Consider the following 18,944-nt stretch of genomic DNA (forward strand, 5'->3'; position numbering starts at 1 on the left):
GGCTTCAAAAACCCCTGATGTACAAAGGTTTTCAGGGCAAATACATTGGTTGGGGCATCACCTCCCTGGTGATGGGCCTGGTCCTGGGCGGTTTGATTGGAAGCCTTACCGATATGGTTTTTGGAGGAATCCTTACCATAAGTACGATTACAGGAGGCCTTTATTTTACCAGTCAACAACAGAAAAAAGGCCTGCATAACAAAACAAGAAACCTGGGGGTATTCCTGCCCCCAACAGATCTAAAGCATTATCACCATGCCAAAGCGGAGAAAAACACCCTTTAAATTGCCTTACCTTGGAGTAGATCACTGCAAAGGGTATGATATCCTTTTCAATGAAAAAGGTGACTTTGGGGTAGTGTTGGAAATCAAAAACCCTGTCCTGCAGTATGCAGCTGATCCGGGGAACTATGACAATTTCCACCAGCTCTATGTCAATGCCATTAAAATACTGGGAGAAGGTTACCTGATCCAGAAACAGGATATCCTGAGCAGGAAGCAGTTCAACCCGGAACCGTCCGGGGAATATTTGCAACGAAAGTACGATGAACATTTCCGGGGCAGGGTCTTTACTTTCCACCAAACTTTTCTGGTCATTACCAGAAGGGCAAAATCAGGTTTTTACACCTATAGCCAGAAACAACTCCATGATTTTACCCAATCCATTGACAAGGTAGCTGATCTATTTATTCGAAGTCACCTGCCTGTAAATTCCTTGAAAAAAAATCAGATCAATCGTTACATCAGGCGGATTCTGTCCATGAATTTTCACGAAAGCCAGCTCTGTCTCAACAACCTGCTTGCAGGAGATGAGCAGGTAGAGATGGGCAAAACGGCTGTTCGCTCCATCAGTCTGATCAATACGGATACCATTGATCTTCCCCAAACGGTGGGTACCCATCAGGTCAGGACCGACAAGGATACCCTAAAGGGCTTTCCCATTGACAATATGGGCTTTTTGTTTTCAGTCCCCCATTTCAAAACCATTATCTATAATCAGGTGATTGAAATCGTGCCCCAGGCCATGACCCAGAGGAAGCTGGAACTGAAACGGAAAAGACATTCCGGCATACCCGATTCCGCCAACAATATGTGTGTAGAAGACATTGACCAACTGTTGGAGGACATCACCAGAAACAATCAGTTACTAGTCAATTCCCATTTCAATATCCTGGTGTCGGGAGAGAAAGAACTGATTCAGGGAACCGCCAATTTCATAGAATCTTCTCTATTTCAGCAGGGAATTATCCCCTCCAAGAATGCCTACAACCAACTGGAATTGTTCAGAACGGCATTGCCCTGCAATACGGCCGAATTGAAACCCTATGATTATTTCCTGACCACTTCCGATGCGGCTTTGTGCTTCTTTTTTAAGGAATCCATGAGCCGGGACGAGGTCAGCAATTTTCAGATCAGGCTGACGGACAGGCAGGGCATACCGGTCAAAATTGATCCCGCAGACCTTCCCATGCATACCAACCGGATCAACAACCGGAACAAATTTGTACTGGGGCCTTCGGGATCCGGCAAGTCGTTTTTTATGAACGCCCTGATCGAACAATACTGCATGTATAACAAAAGCGAAGCCCCCAGGTGGTTGATGGATGTGGTCATCGTGGATACGGGACATTCCTATTATGGGCTTTGTGCTTATTATGGGGGAAAATACATTACCTATTCCGAGCAAAACCCCATTACCACCAATCCCTTTGCCATAAGCAGGGAAGAATACAACATCGAAAAAAAGGATGCCCTTCTCACTTTGATCAGTGTCCTGTGGAAATCAGCGGAAGGCAAAATCTCTCAGGTGGAGTCCGATGTGATTTCCGATACCATTTCTGCCTACTATCAATCCTATTTTAAAGCGTCTTCAGAAAGGTCCCGCCTTTGTTTTGACAGCTTTTATGAATTTGCCCTGGTATTTATTCCGGAGATGATCCAGAAGGAAAACATTCATTTCAACATTGATGAATTCAGGTTTGTCCTGAAGAAATTTTATATGGGAGGGGAGTATGGCAGCCTGCTGAATGAAGAGGTGGACCAGTCCCTGTTTGGGGAATCCTTTATTGTTTTTGAAATAGATTCCATCAAGGAGCACAAGGTACTTTTCCCTATTGTCACCCTGATCATCATGGACGTATTTATCCAAAAGATGCGGTTTAGAAGCAAACAGCGAAAAGCCCTCATCATTGAGGAAGCCTGGAAGGCCATCGCCTCACCATTGATGGCCAACTATATCCTTTACCTGTACAAGACGGTCCGGAAATTCTGGGGAGAAGCCATAGTGGTGACCCAGGAACTGGGTGACATCATTGGCAATACGGTGGTAAAAGACAGCATCGTGAACAACTCGGATTCCATCATTTTGCTGGACCAGGCAAAATTCAAAGACCACTATGATGAAATCGCCTCCCTGCTTTCCATCAATGAGCATGAGAGAAAAAAGATCTTCACCATCAACCAGTTTGACAATACAGAAGGTCGGGGCAGGTTCAAGGAGGTCTATATCCGTAGAGGAGCAAGCGGAGAAGTGTATGGCGTAGAAGTATCCCTTCACCAATACCTGACCTACACCACCGAAAAGCCGGAAAAGGCAGCAGTGGAAATCTACATTGATCACTATGGCAATTACGAAGAGGGTCTGGACCACTTTGTGGCAGATTTCAAAGATTCAGGAGCGGAACTGAACCGTTTCTTCTCCTTGATCAATCAACTGGGAATTCCCTATGGAGAAAAGAAAGAATTAACCACTTAAAAGTTTAATTATGAAAACCCTGATATTTCATATTTTGATACTCACCAGCGGTTGGGCGCAGGCCCAGGTGTATGTGGACCCTGCCGTTTCGGGAGCCCAGGCCACCCATGCAGCGGTGATCAATACACAATTGAACAACACCAATGAACGGCTGACCTTGATAGAAAGGGGTCAACTGGCAGTGACCGGAAACCTTACGGTGGTGAATACCATGCAGGAAAAGCTTTATGCGGGACTGACCGAGGTCAGTGCCATCCTTAACAACCTAGCCAATGTAAAGGAGATCGCACGAATTGCAACCGGTATTTCCGGGGATGTCCGGGATATCATGGAACTGGCCAGGGAAAATCCGGTATTTCTTGTTTTCGCCGAGCAGAACGCGACCCTGTTCCAGCAGCGGGCCACCTCCCTGGCATTGGAGGTGCAACAATTTGCGCTGAAGGGAGGCAAGGATAATCTGATGGATGCGGGGGAAAGGGCAAAAATCATTAATACCATTCTGAATGAATTGCTGATCCTGAGGTCCTATACCTATGGGATGTACCGGTCCATGCAGTTGGCCAGCATGAAGGGACTTTTCAAATCGCTGAACCCTTTCCAGGGATATATTGAAATGGACCTGGCCATTATGGACGGTATCCTCAGAAAAAGAGAAACCCTAAACCGATAAGCCATGCAAAAGCTCCTTTTCATCCTTTGCCTGCTATTCTCTTCCCCGGTATTAGGACAGCTCAACGTTGCCCTGTTGCATCAATTGGTGGAAGATTCGAAAAATGAGCATGAAAGGCAATTCGAGGCGAAAACCAACCAGGCCAAAAATGCCATCAATGAGGAGGTAAACAGAAATTTGATGGGGCAGGTCAAGGAGAAATACCGTACCGTGCAGGAGCGCTTTGCCAAACTTAACCTGCTGATTGAGGCAGTAGGCCTTGCTGTTACTGCAAAACCTTTGGTCAGGTCCATCATAGACCATCAGGAACAGGTTGTTTTTTATTGTCAAAATGATCCTATGGTGATTCCCCTGGCACTGGAAACGGAAAAGCTGTTTGTACAGCAATCCTATTCCCTGATGAATTACCTGATCGGATTAATGGCTTCCATCGGTGACCTCAACCAGATGAAGGTTTCCGAAAGGAGAATGTTGTTGCAGCATGTACTGCAGGAGCTTCAGACCATCAACAGGCTTTCCAGGGCCACCTCCCAAACCCTTGAATCCCACATCAGACGAAAAACAGGGGGAAGCCCCTATCCGCAATACCTAATGGAAGCAGCCGGAACAGTGGATGAAATATTGGCAAACATTCAACTGATAAAAAATTGAAACCGCTACTGACGATATTCCTTTTGGTTTTTTCCTTTGAGCTGGAAGCTCAAACGGTGGTTTTTGACCGGGAGCATTTTCTGATCATCAATGAAAATGCGGCCATGAGGAATATTTCTGAGATAGGCTATCAGGAAAGCCTTAACGGTATCCGAAAAAACACGGATGACATTGGCCTGAATGTATCCAGCCTGGCCATGGTAGAGACCATGATCCTCCGGTCCCTTAACCAGGTCAATGAAGGGTTAAAAAATGCCATCCAGGTAAAACAGATCGGCAGGACCCTGCAAAGGATATATGCCTTGAGTGATGAAACCATTACCATGGCTTCCCAAAATCCCGTTTTGCTCCTTTTTGCCGAAACCTATATCCACCAGGCCAAAGAAAGGAGCTTCACCCTGGTAACGGAGGTGTCCAGCTTTGTTTTGGCCGAAGGGGAAAATCTCCTGATCAACCCCAATGTGAGGGATGAGCTTTTAGGGAAAATCCAGATGGAAATGGAATTAATCGCAAGTTACCTGCTGGCGGTCCGGAATGCCATGTATTGGGCCAATATCAACGGGGTATTGAAAAGGCTGAATCCCTATCAGGCTTACCTCAATCAAAACACGAACCTGGTCAACCAAATCCTCGCCCATAAACAATTACTGAGATGACAATTAAAAGAAAATTTTGGATGATATTTCCGGCTTTTGGTCTGCTGTTTATGGCTGGCGGCCAAGCACAAACGCCCATTCAGGACCGGGCGGTGGTAGCCCAACAAGAAAGAATGGTTTTCAAACAATGGGATGAAGACCGTTTCCTGCCCGGACCCAACCGGTTCCTGGGCATCCCCACCAATTCCAACTGGTTTTTGACCTGGGCCTTGCACCCCAACTATCCCAAACTGGACAGGAGGCCACTTTCCCCGGCAGGAGAACAAACCCAAAGGCTGGGATTGGCAGCAGCCATGAAAATTTCCTCGGACTATTATAAGCAACAGGCCGATACTGTCAGAAATCTGGCAACCAGGGAAATGGTCCGCATATCCGGTGCCTTATCAGGATCAGATCCATTGTATTTACTCTATTACAAAAAAGAGCTTGCGCCACTGGAAAATATCGAAGCCCATGCTTTCCAAACCAGTCCTGCCAGGGTAAAAGACTATATGCTGAAAAATGGTGCCTATGCCTGGTACCTGGAAAATATGAAGAGCTTGGCAGAAAGGTATGGGTTTGCCAAAGCGCAGGACATGGAAAGAGGCCAAAGGATACTTATGTACCACCGTATCCTTTTGGACATGAGAAAACTCCAAAGCAACTGGGAATACAAGCTGGCCCTTTCACAGAAAATGCTGGCCTACCGTGAAGCCTTTGAGAGAAAACAAAGTGGTCAATTACCGGAACTAGCCAATCAACAGGATGAAATCCTTACAGGAGTTTTACAAAGACGAATTATAATGCGATGAAATCGAGCATGACGCAAACGACCCACGGAGGGATGATTATAAAGCATGCGAAGATTCCATGTGACCATTAAGAAAAAATTATAAACACATGAAAAGGATACTGGTTACCCTCGTTTTAATATTACTTATCCTGCCACTGGCCCAAGGGCAGGTGCCTGTCCCACCGGAAGAGTACAAGGAGGCCATCTCCTTTCTCCAGGGAAACGGAGTATACGACCAGGGAATCATGCGGTTTTTTGAAGGGATGCGGGATTATGCCTATAGCCATTTTGGACCCTTTATCCGTGATGCACAGGCCCTGGCCTGCATTTTCATCTTGATATTCTTCTCCATTAAATCCTATGAAATGATGGTAGGCGATAAGAAAATGGAAATCATGCCGCTGCTGCGACCCTTTGGATTGCTGATGCTGACCATGTGGTGGGGCATTTTCTGCCGGATCATTGCCTTTCCCACAGACCTTATTTCTGCAAAAACACAAGCCATGTTTTCTACCCAAAATGACCGGATCAATGCCTTGAGATTGGATCGGGCAGTCTACATCATTGAGGTGGCAGACAAAATGGTAGAATACCAGGCGACCACTGAATTGGCCTCCCAACAGGCCCAGGAAGCGGATAAAGGACTGGGCACCGTAATGGTAGACGGCATTAAAGGTTTTTTTACCGACAATGTTTATGGTCCACTGGTTCAGATGAAAATCAGGATGCAGACCAATATGCAGCTTTTGGTCACCCAGTTACTGGAATTGCTGGCCATCTGGATCCTGAGGATATGTGTCTATTTTGTCTTTTTTATACAGATCATTTATTCCACCATACTGGTGATTTTGGGTCCCTTTTCATTGGCGGTTAGTGTGCTGCCTGCCTTTAGGGATGCCTTTACCACCTGGATTGCCCGTTTTGTGGCCGTCAACCTGTATGTGGGCATTGCTTATTTGGTATTGTATGTCTGCGGATTGATGCAGGAATATGCTTTTCTGCAGGAAATACAGAAATACGAAGCCCTATTGGACACAGCCGGAGGAGATGAAGTCCTTTCCAAACTGGCCTGGCTGGCGGGGAACGGTATCCTTTCCTTTGGCCTTGTCATTATTAGTTTCCTGGTTGGGGCCATCGCCATCACTACGGTACCCTCTATCTCCACCTGGATCATCAGTACCTCAGGTATCACGGCAGCAGCAGCCACGGCGGGAAGGACGGGCTCCACGCTGAGTAGAAGCGGTTCCCGTATGTCAGCTGGCGCAATAATGGGAAAATAAAATTTTAAAGCCATGATTATAAAAAACATCGAATCAAAAATTAAACTGGCCACCCTTTTATCCATAGGGAGCTTTATTGCGGCCATCATTATCTGCCTTTCGGTTTCCTTCTTTGCCTATCGGCAGGTGGCCAATGCGAGGCAGTCCATTTATATTCTGGATAATGACATTCCCATCCTGGCCAAGCAGACGAACATGCAGATGAACCGGCCGGCCGAGTACAGGGCAGCAGTGGACCTGTTTCACAGCCTCTTTTTCTCCCTAACCCCGGATGACAGGCACATTGAGTACCAGATGAAAAAAGCCATGTACCTGGCAGACGAATCAGGGGTTTTGCAATACAATAACCTGAAAGAGAAGGGCTATTTCAATTCCATTCTCAGTTCCAGCTCGGTATTGACCCTGCAAACAGATTCCATTGCCCTGGAGCCTGAAAATAAGTTTACCTATTACGGCAAGCAGAAGATCGAAAGAAGAAGTGCCACGATCACCAGGTCCCTGATTACTGAAGGGTATTTAATGGATATTCCAAGGTCTGAAAACAACAGCCATGGGGTATTGATCACCAATTGGAAAACACTGGAAAACAAAGACCTGAGCCATGTTTCGAAAAACACCTTCTGAGGGAAAGTTACTATTCACTGAAATCAAAAAGGAGTTCGGTACCCTATATGAAAACGGTAAAAATAATCTGGGCAAAATGCTGGACAAGTATCCCAGACATTCCTTTGGGGCAATGGTCGGCATACTCTTGCTTTCAGCTTCGCTCGCTTTTATCATTTCTCCAAGAATGGGGATCAACCAGCAAAAAGAAACTCCTCAACTCTTCGAAGAAGTAAAAGGCCTGGGATCCGGGATGGCCGATGAGGTCTCTGCTTTATTTAAAATTCACGATGAAGCAAAAAGGATCGGACAGCTGAAAAATGAAGTGGAAAGAATCATTTCAAAGGACCAAATCGATTTTCAGGACAGTATTTTTTTGGAAAATGCCATACCTGAACTTGAAAGGTATCACCAATCAAAATCAACAGACCATGAAGATTAAATTCAAGCAACCGAAATACATTCTTCCACTAATCCTGCTGCCCTTCATGCTATTGCTGAATTTTGGCATGCAGTCATTTACCAAAGAAGATGAAAAAGTAAATGAACAAGGAAATCAAGACCTGCAGGAAAGTGTAGGAGAGGTGTCGGATCAGATCCGGAACCGGGGTATCGATGGTAAACTGGATGCCTTTCGGTCCAGGTACAAAAGGGCTGATGGCTATTCCGCCATCAAAAATCTGAGGATCGAGGTGGAACAGGAAGATGAAATCCTTTCCCAATACAACGAGGCTGAAAAAAGAATGCTGGATTCCATTGACCTGGCCCTAAGAAATACAATGAATCAGCCGAGGGTTAAAACAGGTCTATCTGTTAATTCCAATAATGTGCCATCTGTTCAAAATGGCGAAGACCAAGCCATACTTCAGGCACTTAACCAAATGGAAAGCAATAAAAATCCCAGGGAAGAAATAAGGTACGAAGATCCCATGGACCTATTTCGTGCCCAAATGGCCCTGGTTGATTCCATCTCCAAAGCCAATGATCCCGCTTATCAAGCGCCGCAAGTGGAAAATAAAGAAAAAGAAGTTCCAAAAACACCAAGGCTGAAAGTGTCAAAAACAGGACAGCCTGATAAACACTTTAACACCGTTATGAAAGCTTCCCAGTCTTCCTTTATCCAGGCCATTGTAGACCAGGAAATCCGCAAGGGCACTATGGGAGAAAGGATCAGGATCCGGTTGTTGGATGATATCCAGGTAGGAACATCAGTTTTATCCAAAGGAACCTACCTCTACGCCTGGATTAGTGGATACGAGCCACAAAGGGTCAAACTGACCATCAGCAGCGTGATGGTTGAAGATAAAATCCTTCCGATTGCCTTGAATATTTATGATCAGGATGGCATGGAGGGACTGTATGTTCCTGCCAGCTCATTTCGGGAGTTTTCCAAAGACATGGGTGGCAATGTTACCGGAGGTATGAACCTGCAGATGCAGCAGGACCCCTCTTCGATGAACCAAATGTACATGTCTGCCTTGCAAAGGGTTTTTACCTCAAGTTCCCAGGCAATGTCCAAAAGGATCCGGCAAAACAAAGCCAACCTCAAATATGGAACTGTCATTTACCTGATCGATTCGGAGGAAATGCAATCGGACAATTATGCAAACCAAACCCCTAATTGATATGAAAATAATAACTTTATTCGCCTGCCTTTATTCCCTAATCGCCTTAAATACCATGGCGCAGGAAACTCAAAATTTCCTTCCCAAAAAGCAAAAGCTATATATCCGGGAAGACATTACCCTTCATTTTACTTCGCCCGAACCCATACAATATGTGGACATTTCCAGCAAGAATCTGGTGGGTGACTTGCCTTTGGAGAATGTATTCCGGATTAAATTGCAGGAAAACAGTGAAGTTGATGGAAATACCTCACAGCAGGATTTGGGAGTAGTGACCATTGTTGGCCAAAAATTCATTGCACAATACGACCTGTATTATCCTTCCAACAATAGGAAGCTGCCCACCCTGCTCGAAATCGGTCCTGCAGACATGCATCCCCTGGATATTGGCACCACGCCGCTTACCCAGAATGAACTGAGGGAATTTTCATTGAGTGCCTACAAAAGGAATGCAAACCTAAAGGGTATTTACAATTCCCAATATGGCATAACCGGCACTGTCAACAATATATATACCCTGGATGATTACATTTTCCTCGATATCACCTTTACCAATGAAACCAACCTGAAATTTGATATAGACCAGGTAAGGTTCAAGGTGGAAGACAAGAAGATTGCCAAGGCCACCAATATACAGGCCATAGAAATGGAGCCCCTTTTTACCCTTTTCGAAAAGGAATCCTTCAAACGCAAATACAGGAATATATATGTTCTGAAGAAATTTTCCTTTCCCAATAACAAGGTACTTTCCATAGAATTGACAGAAAGTCAACTGTCTGGAAGAACCCTTTTGCTGGCCATTGACTACATCGACCTTCTGAAAGCAGATACCCTATGAAATGGTTGCTGGTCATAGCAATTCTTATTCATATCGGTTCGGCAAATGCCCAACACAGCATCAGGTATATGCAGTTAGGTACTGGAATGGGTATTCCACTTTTAAATATGGGGGCCTTAGGTTTTGAATTTGCTTCCCGGAACTATCAAAGGTACGAGGTAATGGGTGAATGGATGGAGGTCAGGGAAAATGGATACCAAACGATCCTGGGGGGCTTTATGATAAAGCCCGTCATGTACAGGAAGAATACCAGTAGTCTAAGATTCAGATGGGGTACCGGTTTTGGAACGGATTTTACCCGTTTCCTTTTAGCCCCGATCCTGGGTTGGGAGTTCTCCCTAACTATTTACCAGCGAATGAAACTGACCTTGGGCAACAGGAACCAATTATTACTTTGGGCACCAAGAGCCGAGAGGTGGCGTGTGGTCCTGGATGCTGGCATTAAGATACCCCTGAATTAAATGGAACAGAAAAGACAATTGGAAAAGCTCCATGGATTGATCCAGTTTCTGGTGTATGCCATGGTATTCCTGGAAATATTTCTTTTTATCTACAGCCCTAAATTGCTCATCGGAAAGGGCATAGCCAGGCAACTCGTGCCCCTGGTGGACAAATTGATGAATTTACCAATCTACCAAAACCTGCTATACAGCAAATTAGCTATTTTATTGGCCATCTGTTTGGCGGCAATTGGCACCTTGTCAAAAAAGGAGTTAAACCTGAACCCCAAGAAGCAAATTGTATTTCCATTGATTTTGGGGTTTGGCTTTTTTTTCGGTGCGTTATTTTTCTATTCCATAGAGGCCAGCTACATCATCCTTCCATATACCAGCTGGCCTGACCTGGCCTTTGGCATAGCTTCTCTTGTTGGAGCGGTGTTGATCCATACCGCTTTAGACAATGTTTCTAAATTGATCAAGAGTGGGCTGGGGAAAGATGAATGGAACATTGAAGGGGAATCTTTTATGCAGGAAAAAGAGAAAATGGATACTCCCTATTCGGTCAATATTCCCATGCAGTTTTATTATAAAAAACGCATTCATAAGGGCTGGATCAACATTGTCAATCCTTTTCGGGGCACCTTGCTGATAGGCACTCCGGGAAGTGGAAAGTCCTATAGTGTGGTGAATCCTTTTATCCGGCAAATGATTGCCAAAGGATATACCATGTGCCTTTACGATTTTAAGTTTCCCGACCTTGGCCAAATTGCTTACTACCATTTTTTACTGGCCAGGCAGAGGGGTAAAATTCCAAATTACCGTTTTATGGTGGTCAACATGGACCAGGTGGAATATTCCAGACGGATCAATCCCCTGAAACGGGAATACATCCAAACGCTGGCTGATGCTTCCGAAACGGCAGAAGCCATTGTGGAATCCCTGCAAAAAACAGAATCAACGGGGGGTTCGGATAAATTCTTCACCCAATCCGCTGTCAATTTCTTGGCATCAGCCATTTACTTTGTTTCCAGGCATCAAGATGGAAAGCACTCCACCTTTGCCCACCTTCTCGCTTTTTTAAACAGGACTTATGAGGAAATATTTACCTGCCTGTCCTCTTTTCCGGAATTGGAATCCCTGCTTAGCCCTTTTCGCAGTGCCCTGGAAAAAAGAGCCTTTGAGCAGTTGGAAGGCCAGGTGGGCACCTTAAAAATCTTTATCTCCCGATTGAATACCAAGGAAACGGCCTGGATCTTTTCAGGCGATGATTTTGACCTTAGAATTTCAGACCCCAATTTCCCGGCCATATTGGTGCTTGCCAACAGCCCGGCTACCCAAAACATCAACTCCACCTGTTATTCGGTGATTGTAAACCGCCTTACCCGGTTGATCAACACTAAGGGCAATTTACCCGTTGCCATTGTGGCCGATGAGGCACCTACGCTTTATATCCACAGGGTGGAAAACCTGATTTCCACTGCCAGAAGCAACCGGGTGGCCGTATTGTTGGGTTTGCAGGAATTGCCCCAGCTGAAGCAATTGCAGGGCAAGGATACCGCTACCACCATGACTGCCGTGATCGGCAACGTGCTGAGCGGTTCAGTCCGGAACAAGGAAACCCTGGAATGGCTGGAAAGGATGTTCGGCAAGAAGAAACAGTTGGGTGAAAGTGTTTCCATTGACCGCATCAAAACCTCCGTTTCACTGAATGAAAAATACGATCCCCTTATTCCTGCCGGAAAAATAGCCGGTATGCAAACCGGGGAACTGGTAGGGCTGTTGGCAGTTGATGCCGATAAGTTCAATGGGGTATACAAAACCGCCAATATTCACTGCAGGGTAAACCTTGATCCCAGGGAAATAAAAAACGAGGAAAAAAATTACAGGCCGATTCCCAAATGCTATGAATTCAAAGGCAAAAAGGAAGAGGTACTCACCCGGAATTTTATGCGGATCAGGGAAGAGGTAGAGAACATCATCGATTACTATACCGCATCTGCTTAAGAAAATTTATACATCATTTAAAGACAAAACCCATGAAATCAAAAGAAGAAAAAACAATGCAATCCCTGTTGGGAAAACTGGACAGGCTACAGAAAGAAAAGCAGGTGCAGTTGACCCGGGATGAGGCCAGGCTGTACCAGGTGGAAACCCTGGACGAGCTCCCTCCGGAAGATCATGTCGAACCCGAAAACCCAACCCAAAATGGCAACTGAAACACCAAAGATGTACGAAGCAGTGGCTGAAAAGATCATTGCGCAGCTCAAAGAAGGAACGGCTCCCTGGCAACTGCCATGGGAAAAGTCAACCGCAGCCTATGAAAAGCCTTACAATGCCGTTACCAACCAGGCCTACAGGGGACTGAATTCTCTTTACCTTCAAATGTTCACCCCTTTTGAAGATCCAAGGTGGGCCACCTTCAAGCAAGCCCAGTCCCAGGGATGGCAGGTAAAAAAAGGTGCAAAAGGGATGGCCATCAACTTTGTCAAGACACACCAGCTTTATCCTAAGAGGGATGAACAGGGCAAACTTGTGTTGGATCAAAACGGGAAGCCGGTAAAAGTGAGGAGGGTATTGGATCCTCCCATTGTCACCAAAGCCTGGGTATTCAATGCTGAGCAGATCAAGGGCGTTTCCACTTTGGAAAAAAAGCAGGAGATGAGCCAATGGGAAAAACTGAATAGGGTAGAGAGCCTTGTAAAAAATACAGGGGCCAGTATTGAACATGTTCCCGGTAACCAAGCATTTTATTCTCCTTTGGTGGATAACATCAGGATGCCGGAAAGGACACAATTCAAGGCCTCCGATATGTATTATGCCACCCTTCTGCATGAGTTGGGCCACTGGACGGGGCATAAGGACCGCTTGGACAGGAGCATCATGAACACCTTTGGCACACAGGAATATGCCAGAGAAGAACTGAGAGCGGAAATAGCCAGCATGATGTTGGGATCGGAATTGCAGATTGGCCATGATCCCAAGCAACATGTGGCCTATGTAGACAGCTGGATCAAGATCCTAACTGAAAAGCCCTTTGAAATCCATCAGGCGGCAGCTGATTCCCAAAAAATCATGGATTACCTGATGGCCTTTGACCGAAAAAGAGAGCAGAAGCAGCAGGAGGAAATGCAGCCAGGTACGGATATTTCAAAGCAACCGGAAAATAAAGAACCGCAAGAAGAATTGGAAACCACTTTAAAATTTGGAAGATGATTATTGAAAAGAAATTACCCATGCAGGATTTGAAACTTTTCGGGATTTACAAAGACGGAAAGTTTACCATTCCGGAAGAACAGATTCGGGCGCTGCAGGATGGCAAGATGACGGATGTCGTGGAACTGAAAAATTTGAAGGGAAAGGATGTCCAAATTGACAGTCTTCCTGCCCGCCTATCCATAGTCAGGGGAACGGACGGCAATCCCTCCCTAAGAATAGATCCGGTGTACCGGTCTCCCAATTCCCACCCCCAACTCTCCAAAGAGGAGAAAGCAAAGCTGATCAAGGAGGACCTAGCCAATATCCGTAAGAATTATGTGGACCGGGACGGGAACGTAAGAACAGAGATCATTGCCTATGATAAAAATACCCGACAGTTTATCAGTTATGACCCCAGGGCCGTTCAGGCACCGGAAGCCGTCAACAATGAAAAACTGACAGCAGATCAAAAGAGAAAATTCAAAGAGGGGGAAATGGTGGAGCTGGCAGACGGTACACAATTCCGGTTTTCGACTGCAGATCGAAAGGGGATCCGCTCCAACCGAAACGGGCTGGTTTTGTCTGTTCTGTTGGATGGAGGAATATCCTATTTACTGTTGACGGGTTTAGGAAGAATGCTAGGCAAAAAAAGCAGTGAGGAACAATCCTATACTAAAGGCTATCAGGAAGGACTTAAAACGATGCAGAAAAATATGGAAAGGAGGATTGCCCAAAACCCCAATGACAAAAATGCACTCAGGGACCTGAACAATGTCAGGGATGAACTTTCAAAGGTTTCCGCTGCCCACCCTGCTAACTACCAGGCCAAGGGTGGAGATGAGGTAAAGCGATTTGATTCCAATGATACCGAGGTAAACCCTCCGAATCAATCAGAAGATGAAAGGCGTCAAAGAAGGATTTGAATTATTGGAAAGCCTTGGGGTGAACAGAGAAATTCAACAGGTATTTGCACCCGTTTTGCGGGAGGATGCCTGTGGAAGGTTGATCGCAGAGTATCGGAATGAGAAGGGTAGGGTAGTGGATCAGGAGGTGCTTGCTGTTTCAATGCAAAAGTTGTCGGCTTGCGGATTCCTTCATTTTTCACCCGCTCTGCCCGAAAATGTTCGAGTACTTTATATTTCCGACGCGATTATGCATCTGATATTTATGGCCCAATGTAAATTCAAGAGAATGAATTTTGCCTATTCCGCCTTTCTGTCCATCGGAGCCAGGATGGACAGAGGGCTTATTTTACATGGAATAACCCAATACCCAAAGGAGGTTAAAATCTATACAGTTTTTGGCCATTCGCTTATTGGAAGGATCAAGGAATGTAAGGTGCAGCATTGGATCAAGGGATTGGAGTGCTCTTTTAGGGTAGAGGGAAATAAGGTAGTTGCTTTCATTCAGGGTAAGGAATTTTGGATGTCTGCTGGGGAGTTTTCATTGCGGAACCATTTAAGACAGATTGGAATAAGGCAAACTGTAAGTACCTGTAAACCTTTTGATAAAAATATTGACAATTTTTATTTGTTTAATTATTTTTAAGGGTTGATTTAAAATTTAAGCACAATGTGAAATAATAAGTATTAAAACCAATAAAAAACCTAACTGACCAGCTGCCATGAAAAATTTAAAATCCCTTTTTTATTTTGTCGGTATATTTTTGGCATTCTCATGCAGCAATGAACCCGAAGAACAACTTCTAATAGAAAAAACAGCCCGGATTGAAATTGAAATGGAAGGCAGTCTGGATCAGTACCTGGTTAATTTTGGCATTCATTCCCTCTATAAGGGCCAAAATGGATTTGTCAGTGCAACCATCGTCCAGCCCGGAGAACTGGAATGGACCCAGATCATCGAACAGGCCAATACCTTTAACATTTCCACGCCCCTTACCTTTTCCGAATTGATCATAGAATCAGATGAACCCGTTCATACCTTCGGTTTTATTTTCAACCTGGTCCACAACGGAGACATCCCCGATGATGACTTTGAGGATCTAAGGGCCACCATCAGGGTATTTGGAAACAATGCCGAAGTCCAAATATACCAGTTCGTAGCTAGGCCGGTAGGGGAGGTGGCGGAGCCGTTGAGTGAGACGGTGAGGTTTTAGAGTAAATTTAAATTTTTAATTTTATTTTTAGAGATTTGAAGGAAATGGTATGGAAGGAAATATTCTAAATTACCAGTCAAGCAAACAGTTTAATTTCTAGTCAAGGGTTTCCTTAACCTCATCGTAAACGGTAAACAGAATGTATTCCAATACCACCACTGAAAGTTTTTAATAGAAATTGATATGGCATTACCGATCAATGTTTTGGATCTTATCAATGGGCGGGCAGTAGAATCCGAACGCATCGAATACAAGAAAGGCTGGAATCCTGGACCCATTTACCGGTCCATCTGCGCATTTGCCAATGACTTTGATGATATCGGAGGAGGCTACGTTATTGTGGGTATAGCCGAAGAAAACGGTAGACCTGTTCTTCCTCCGGAAGGGTTGGGTGAAGAAGATCTGGATAGCATTCAAAAAGAAATGATTCAGTTGAATAATCTGATCAACCCTGCCTATCACCCCAAAATCAGTATTGAAGAAATTCAGGGAAAGAATATTTTGGTCATTTGGGCCTTTGGGGGAGATAACAGACCTTATGAAGTGCCGGATGAAATAAAGGCCAAAGACAAAAAGTACCATTATTACGTACGTTATGGATCCAGCTCTATCAAAGTATCTAAAGACCAAAAAGAAGAGTTAATTTCTTTGAGTGGAAAAACGCCCTTTGATGACCGGGCCAATTCCCAGGTGAGTCTCGATGAAATCTCGTTGACCTTGGTTCGGGATTACCTGAGAAAGGTAAGTAGTAAGCTACTGGAAAACATGGATGCCTTAACCAAAGAGCAGCTGCTTTCCCAGATGCAATTGCTATACGGGCCACCGGAAAGAAGGCATCCCCGAAATGTGGCGTTGATGATGTTTACGGAAAATCCGGAAAAATACTTTCCCTACAGCCGGGTTGAAATCGTTCATTTCCCAAATGGAGAAGCTGCCGATGAATTTATGGAGGCGCCCCATATATCCGGGCCAGTGGATCATATGATCAATAGGACACTTGAATACTTGAAAATTAATGTGCTCCAACAAAAAACCGTCAAGGTAAAAGGTCAGGCGGAATCCATCAGGGTTTGGAATTACCCCTACCAGGCCCTGGAAGAAATCATTGCCAATGCGCTATATCACCGGGACTATCAAACAAGGGAACCTGTTGAAATACGGATTTATCAGGAAAAGATCAGAGTCATCAATTACGGAGGGCCTGACAGAAGCATCAAGTTGGCGGAATTTAAAAAAGGCAAGGTAATCCCAAGGCGTTACAGAAACCGAAGACTGGGTGATTTTCTAAAAGAGCTCGATCTCACCGAAGGAAAAGCTACGGGGATACCCACCATTATCAAAGCATTGGAGGAGAACGGCTCCCCAAAGGCAGTGTTTGAAACAGATGACGATCGATCATTTTTTCATGTCGCTATTCCTATTCATTCCAAATTTTTGACTTCAACTAAAGTTCGGATATCGAAAACCAAAGTTCGGAAGAAAATCATCCTGAGTTCGGAAGAAATTAAACGTGAACTTGGTGAATCAGCCTTTAAAATTCTGCTTTCCATGAGAGCGAATCCAAAAGTAACTGCGGCTGAGATAGCACTGGAAATTGGAATATCAAGTCGGGCGGTAGAGAAGAACATTGCTAAAATGCGTGAAAAAGGCTATTTGGAGCGTGAAGGAGCCACAAAAAAAGGTACTTGGATAGTATTCTTAACCTGGGACGAATGAATATATTTAGGATGGTTCCGTCAAAATAAGGAAGAAACTCTGGTTCGGAAGAAATAAGCAATGAGTCCGAATAATCAGTTCGGAAGAAACGAACGACAAAGTACGAAGGGATTAGTGAAAAAGTTCGGAGAGAGGTTCGGAGAAAAGTTCGGAGAGCTAGTTGAAAGCCCTCTAATCCTGGTGATCTGGCAAGGAGGAAGGTTGTCGAAAATAATCTATCCACGCCCAATTAACTTTACCTAAGTTTTTATGGATGCGGGAAAATCCGTTCATAATTTCGACTTCATCTTCACGAGTTCTACACCGTGGAGGTCTCGGGGATTTTTGGAAGGTGATTTATTTTTGATAGGGATAATTTTTTGGATTATTTATGAAATTGATAGTGAAAAAAGATGGCCAATCAATGACTCACCAAAGGTATGGGCTATTTTTTCACATGCATCCGGATTGACTGTCTGAATTGTGCTAAGGAACTACGGCATAATAGGAGGTGACCGACTGAGATGATTTATTCCGTTCCTCCTTGTGCTAAGTGAAAAACTCCCCATGGGATGGGCTTATCATTCATTTAGCCCTCCAGAGCCAGGAGTTTTAAAGTCGGTAAGTACATCATGAAACGTTTCAATCTATTATCAGAACCCACCGAGATGCTTTACAACCAGGGGAAATCCGCGATGACAGACTATCATATCATCGCTGCAATCGCCAATATCGGAGTAGACAAAGCCCGGGAGATCCTTAAACTGGCAGATAACCGGCTTTCGGAACTCGCCAAATGGGACATGGAAAAATGGCTCAAAATAGAGGGCATCGGATATACTCGGGCCACCGCACTGGTGACTTCCTTTGAACTGGGAAGAAGACGAATGGTTGAACAACCGGATAAAAGAATCAAAATCAACTGTTCCCAGGATGTGTACAATTGCATGAAGCCTTACCTTTTTGACGAAGTCGTAGAACACTTTTACATCATCTTATTAAACCGGAATAATCAGGTGGTCAAACTCCATAAGATCAGTTCAGGAGGAACCCACGGTACTTTGGCAGACCCCAAGTTGATATTCAAAAAAGCATTGGACTACTTGGCCTCGGGGTTGATTCTAGTACATAATCATCCATCAGGAAATGTTAATCCATCCGAAGCAGACAAAAGGCTGACCCAGCGGCTTAGCGAAGTTGGTAAAAGCCTCGAAATACCGGTCTTGGATCACCTGATTTTCACGGATGTTTCGTACTTGAGTTTTGCAGATGAAGGCCTGATATAGGGCTTCATTTTTAAATAAGTGAATGGGATTTTAGTTTTGATAAATCTCATTCACTTTGTTCCAAATTCCACTCATCTGCTGGTTAAAGTACTTTAAATAGCATTCAGAAACATGATCGTTAAATATTTTTACTTTTTTATCTTCCGCCTTGCAGATTTTGGCGTTAAAAATTCCGGGCAGTGCGGTGGGAAGAACAGAGGCATGTTTGACGAGGGGTTTGAGTGAAATATGAATCTTTTACGTCGTCATTTTAAAACCCCGAGGAGTTTGCCTATGTGTGGGTGGTGCCCGGGATTGAAGATGCACATTAGCGCGTGTCCGCCGTGGCCTTTAGGTTTGCATTATAGAATTACTAGGTGAAAA

General features: G+C 44.7%; 20 protein-coding genes. All 20 read left to right on the forward strand.

All coding sequences use genetic code 11. The annotated features are described in order from the left end of the window. The first annotated feature begins 17 nt into the window (after positions 1-17). The 20 genes from GJS45_RS22740 to GJS45_RS22835 all read left to right on the forward strand — a co-directional run bounded on the left by GJS45_RS22740 (position 18) and on the right by GJS45_RS22835 (position 18,581). A complete protein-coding gene (locus GJS45_RS22740; RefSeq protein WP_235954926.1) occupies positions 18-284 on the forward strand; it encodes a DUF4133 domain-containing protein in 267 nt (88 codons plus the stop codon). Continuing rightward, positions 256-2,754, forward strand: coding sequence for a TraG family conjugative transposon ATPase (locus tag GJS45_RS22745; protein ID WP_162344194.1), 2,499 nt, complete (start codon positions 256-258; stop codon positions 2,752-2,754). Before GJS45_RS22740 ends, GJS45_RS22745 begins: the two co-directional genes overlap by 29 nt. A 10-nt stretch (positions 2,755-2,764) precedes the next feature. Then, positions 2,765-3,424 (forward strand): hypothetical protein, encoded by a 660-nt coding sequence (locus tag GJS45_RS22750; protein WP_162344195.1) that lies wholly within the window; start codon positions 2,765-2,767, stop codon positions 3,422-3,424. A gap of 3 nt (positions 3,425-3,427) precedes the next feature. Beyond that, a complete protein-coding gene (locus GJS45_RS22755) occupies positions 3,428-4,075 on the forward strand; it encodes a hypothetical protein (RefSeq protein WP_162344196.1) in 648 nt (215 codons plus the stop codon). Continuing rightward, a complete protein-coding gene (locus GJS45_RS22760) occupies positions 4,072-4,731 on the forward strand; it encodes a hypothetical protein (protein ID WP_162344197.1) in 660 nt (219 codons plus the stop codon). The genes GJS45_RS22755 and GJS45_RS22760 overlap by 4 nt, the downstream gene beginning before the upstream one ends. After that, on the forward strand, positions 4,728-5,522 hold the full coding sequence (locus GJS45_RS22765; RefSeq protein ID WP_162344198.1) for a hypothetical protein: 795 nt from the start codon (positions 4,728-4,730) through the stop codon (positions 5,520-5,522). The genes GJS45_RS22760 and GJS45_RS22765 overlap by 4 nt, the downstream gene beginning before the upstream one ends. Positions 5,523-5,610: 88 nt before the next feature. Beyond that, positions 5,611-6,783, forward strand: coding sequence for a plasmid transfer protein (locus GJS45_RS22770; protein ID WP_162344199.1), 1,173 nt, complete (start codon positions 5,611-5,613; stop codon positions 6,781-6,783). Between the two features lie 12 nt (positions 6,784-6,795). After that, entirely contained in the window at positions 6,796-7,407 is a 612-nt protein-coding gene (gene traK / locus GJS45_RS22775) for a conjugative transposon protein TraK (RefSeq protein WP_162344200.1), read from the forward strand. After that, positions 7,385-7,828 (forward strand): hypothetical protein, encoded by a 444-nt coding sequence (locus GJS45_RS22780; protein ID WP_162344201.1) that lies wholly within the window; start codon positions 7,385-7,387, stop codon positions 7,826-7,828. Before traK ends, GJS45_RS22780 begins: the two co-directional genes overlap by 23 nt. Then, positions 7,818-9,011 (forward strand): conjugative transposon protein TraM, encoded by a 1,194-nt coding sequence (locus GJS45_RS22785; protein WP_162344202.1) that lies wholly within the window; start codon positions 7,818-7,820, stop codon positions 9,009-9,011. The genes GJS45_RS22780 and GJS45_RS22785 overlap by 11 nt, the downstream gene beginning before the upstream one ends. 1 nt (position 9,012) lies before the next feature. Further along, complete coding sequence (gene traN, locus GJS45_RS22790) at positions 9,013-9,849, forward strand: conjugative transposon protein TraN (RefSeq protein WP_162344203.1); 837 nt, start codon at positions 9,013-9,015, stop codon at positions 9,847-9,849. Then, complete coding sequence (locus tag GJS45_RS22795) at positions 9,846-10,310, forward strand: hypothetical protein (RefSeq protein ID WP_162344204.1); 465 nt, start codon at positions 9,846-9,848, stop codon at positions 10,308-10,310. Before traN ends, GJS45_RS22795 begins: the two co-directional genes overlap by 4 nt. Then, positions 10,311-12,293, forward strand: coding sequence for a type IV secretion system DNA-binding domain-containing protein (locus tag GJS45_RS22800; protein WP_162344205.1), 1,983 nt, complete (start codon positions 10,311-10,313; stop codon positions 12,291-12,293). 32 nt (positions 12,294-12,325) lie between these two features. Next, entirely contained in the window at positions 12,326-12,505 is a 180-nt protein-coding gene (locus tag GJS45_RS22805; protein WP_162344206.1) for a hypothetical protein, read from the forward strand. Next, positions 12,495-13,502 carry an ArdC family protein gene (locus GJS45_RS22810; RefSeq protein WP_162344207.1) on the forward strand — a complete coding sequence of 336 codons (1,008 nt, stop codon included), beginning with the start codon at positions 12,495-12,497 and terminating at the stop codon, positions 13,500-13,502. Before GJS45_RS22805 ends, GJS45_RS22810 begins: the two co-directional genes overlap by 11 nt. Continuing rightward, complete coding sequence (locus tag GJS45_RS22815; RefSeq protein ID WP_235954928.1) at positions 13,499-14,407, forward strand: DUF4099 domain-containing protein; 909 nt, start codon at positions 13,499-13,501, stop codon at positions 14,405-14,407. Before GJS45_RS22810 ends, GJS45_RS22815 begins: the two co-directional genes overlap by 4 nt. Further along, positions 14,382-15,032: a hypothetical protein gene (locus GJS45_RS22820; RefSeq protein ID WP_162344208.1), complete on the forward strand. Its 651-nt coding sequence runs from the start codon at positions 14,382-14,384 to the stop codon at positions 15,030-15,032. The genes GJS45_RS22815 and GJS45_RS22820 overlap by 26 nt, the downstream gene beginning before the upstream one ends. 76 nt (positions 15,033-15,108) lie before the next feature. After that, positions 15,109-15,600 carry a hypothetical protein gene (locus tag GJS45_RS22825; protein ID WP_202928157.1) on the forward strand — a complete coding sequence of 164 codons (492 nt, stop codon included), beginning with the start codon at positions 15,109-15,111 and terminating at the stop codon, positions 15,598-15,600. A gap of 183 nt (positions 15,601-15,783) precedes the next feature. Then, entirely contained in the window at positions 15,784-17,316 is a 1,533-nt protein-coding gene (locus GJS45_RS22830; protein WP_162344209.1) for an RNA-binding domain-containing protein, read from the forward strand. Between the two features lie 611 nt (positions 17,317-17,927). Then, positions 17,928-18,581 (forward strand): JAB domain-containing protein, encoded by a 654-nt coding sequence (locus GJS45_RS22835; protein WP_162344210.1) that lies wholly within the window; start codon positions 17,928-17,930, stop codon positions 18,579-18,581. Positions 18,582-18,944: the final 363 nt, after the last annotated feature.

It is taken from the genome of Cyclobacterium salsum (genome assembly GCF_010119245.1).
GTDB classification, from domain to species: Bacteria; Bacteroidota; Bacteroidia; order Cytophagales; family Cyclobacteriaceae; genus Cyclobacterium; species Cyclobacterium salsum.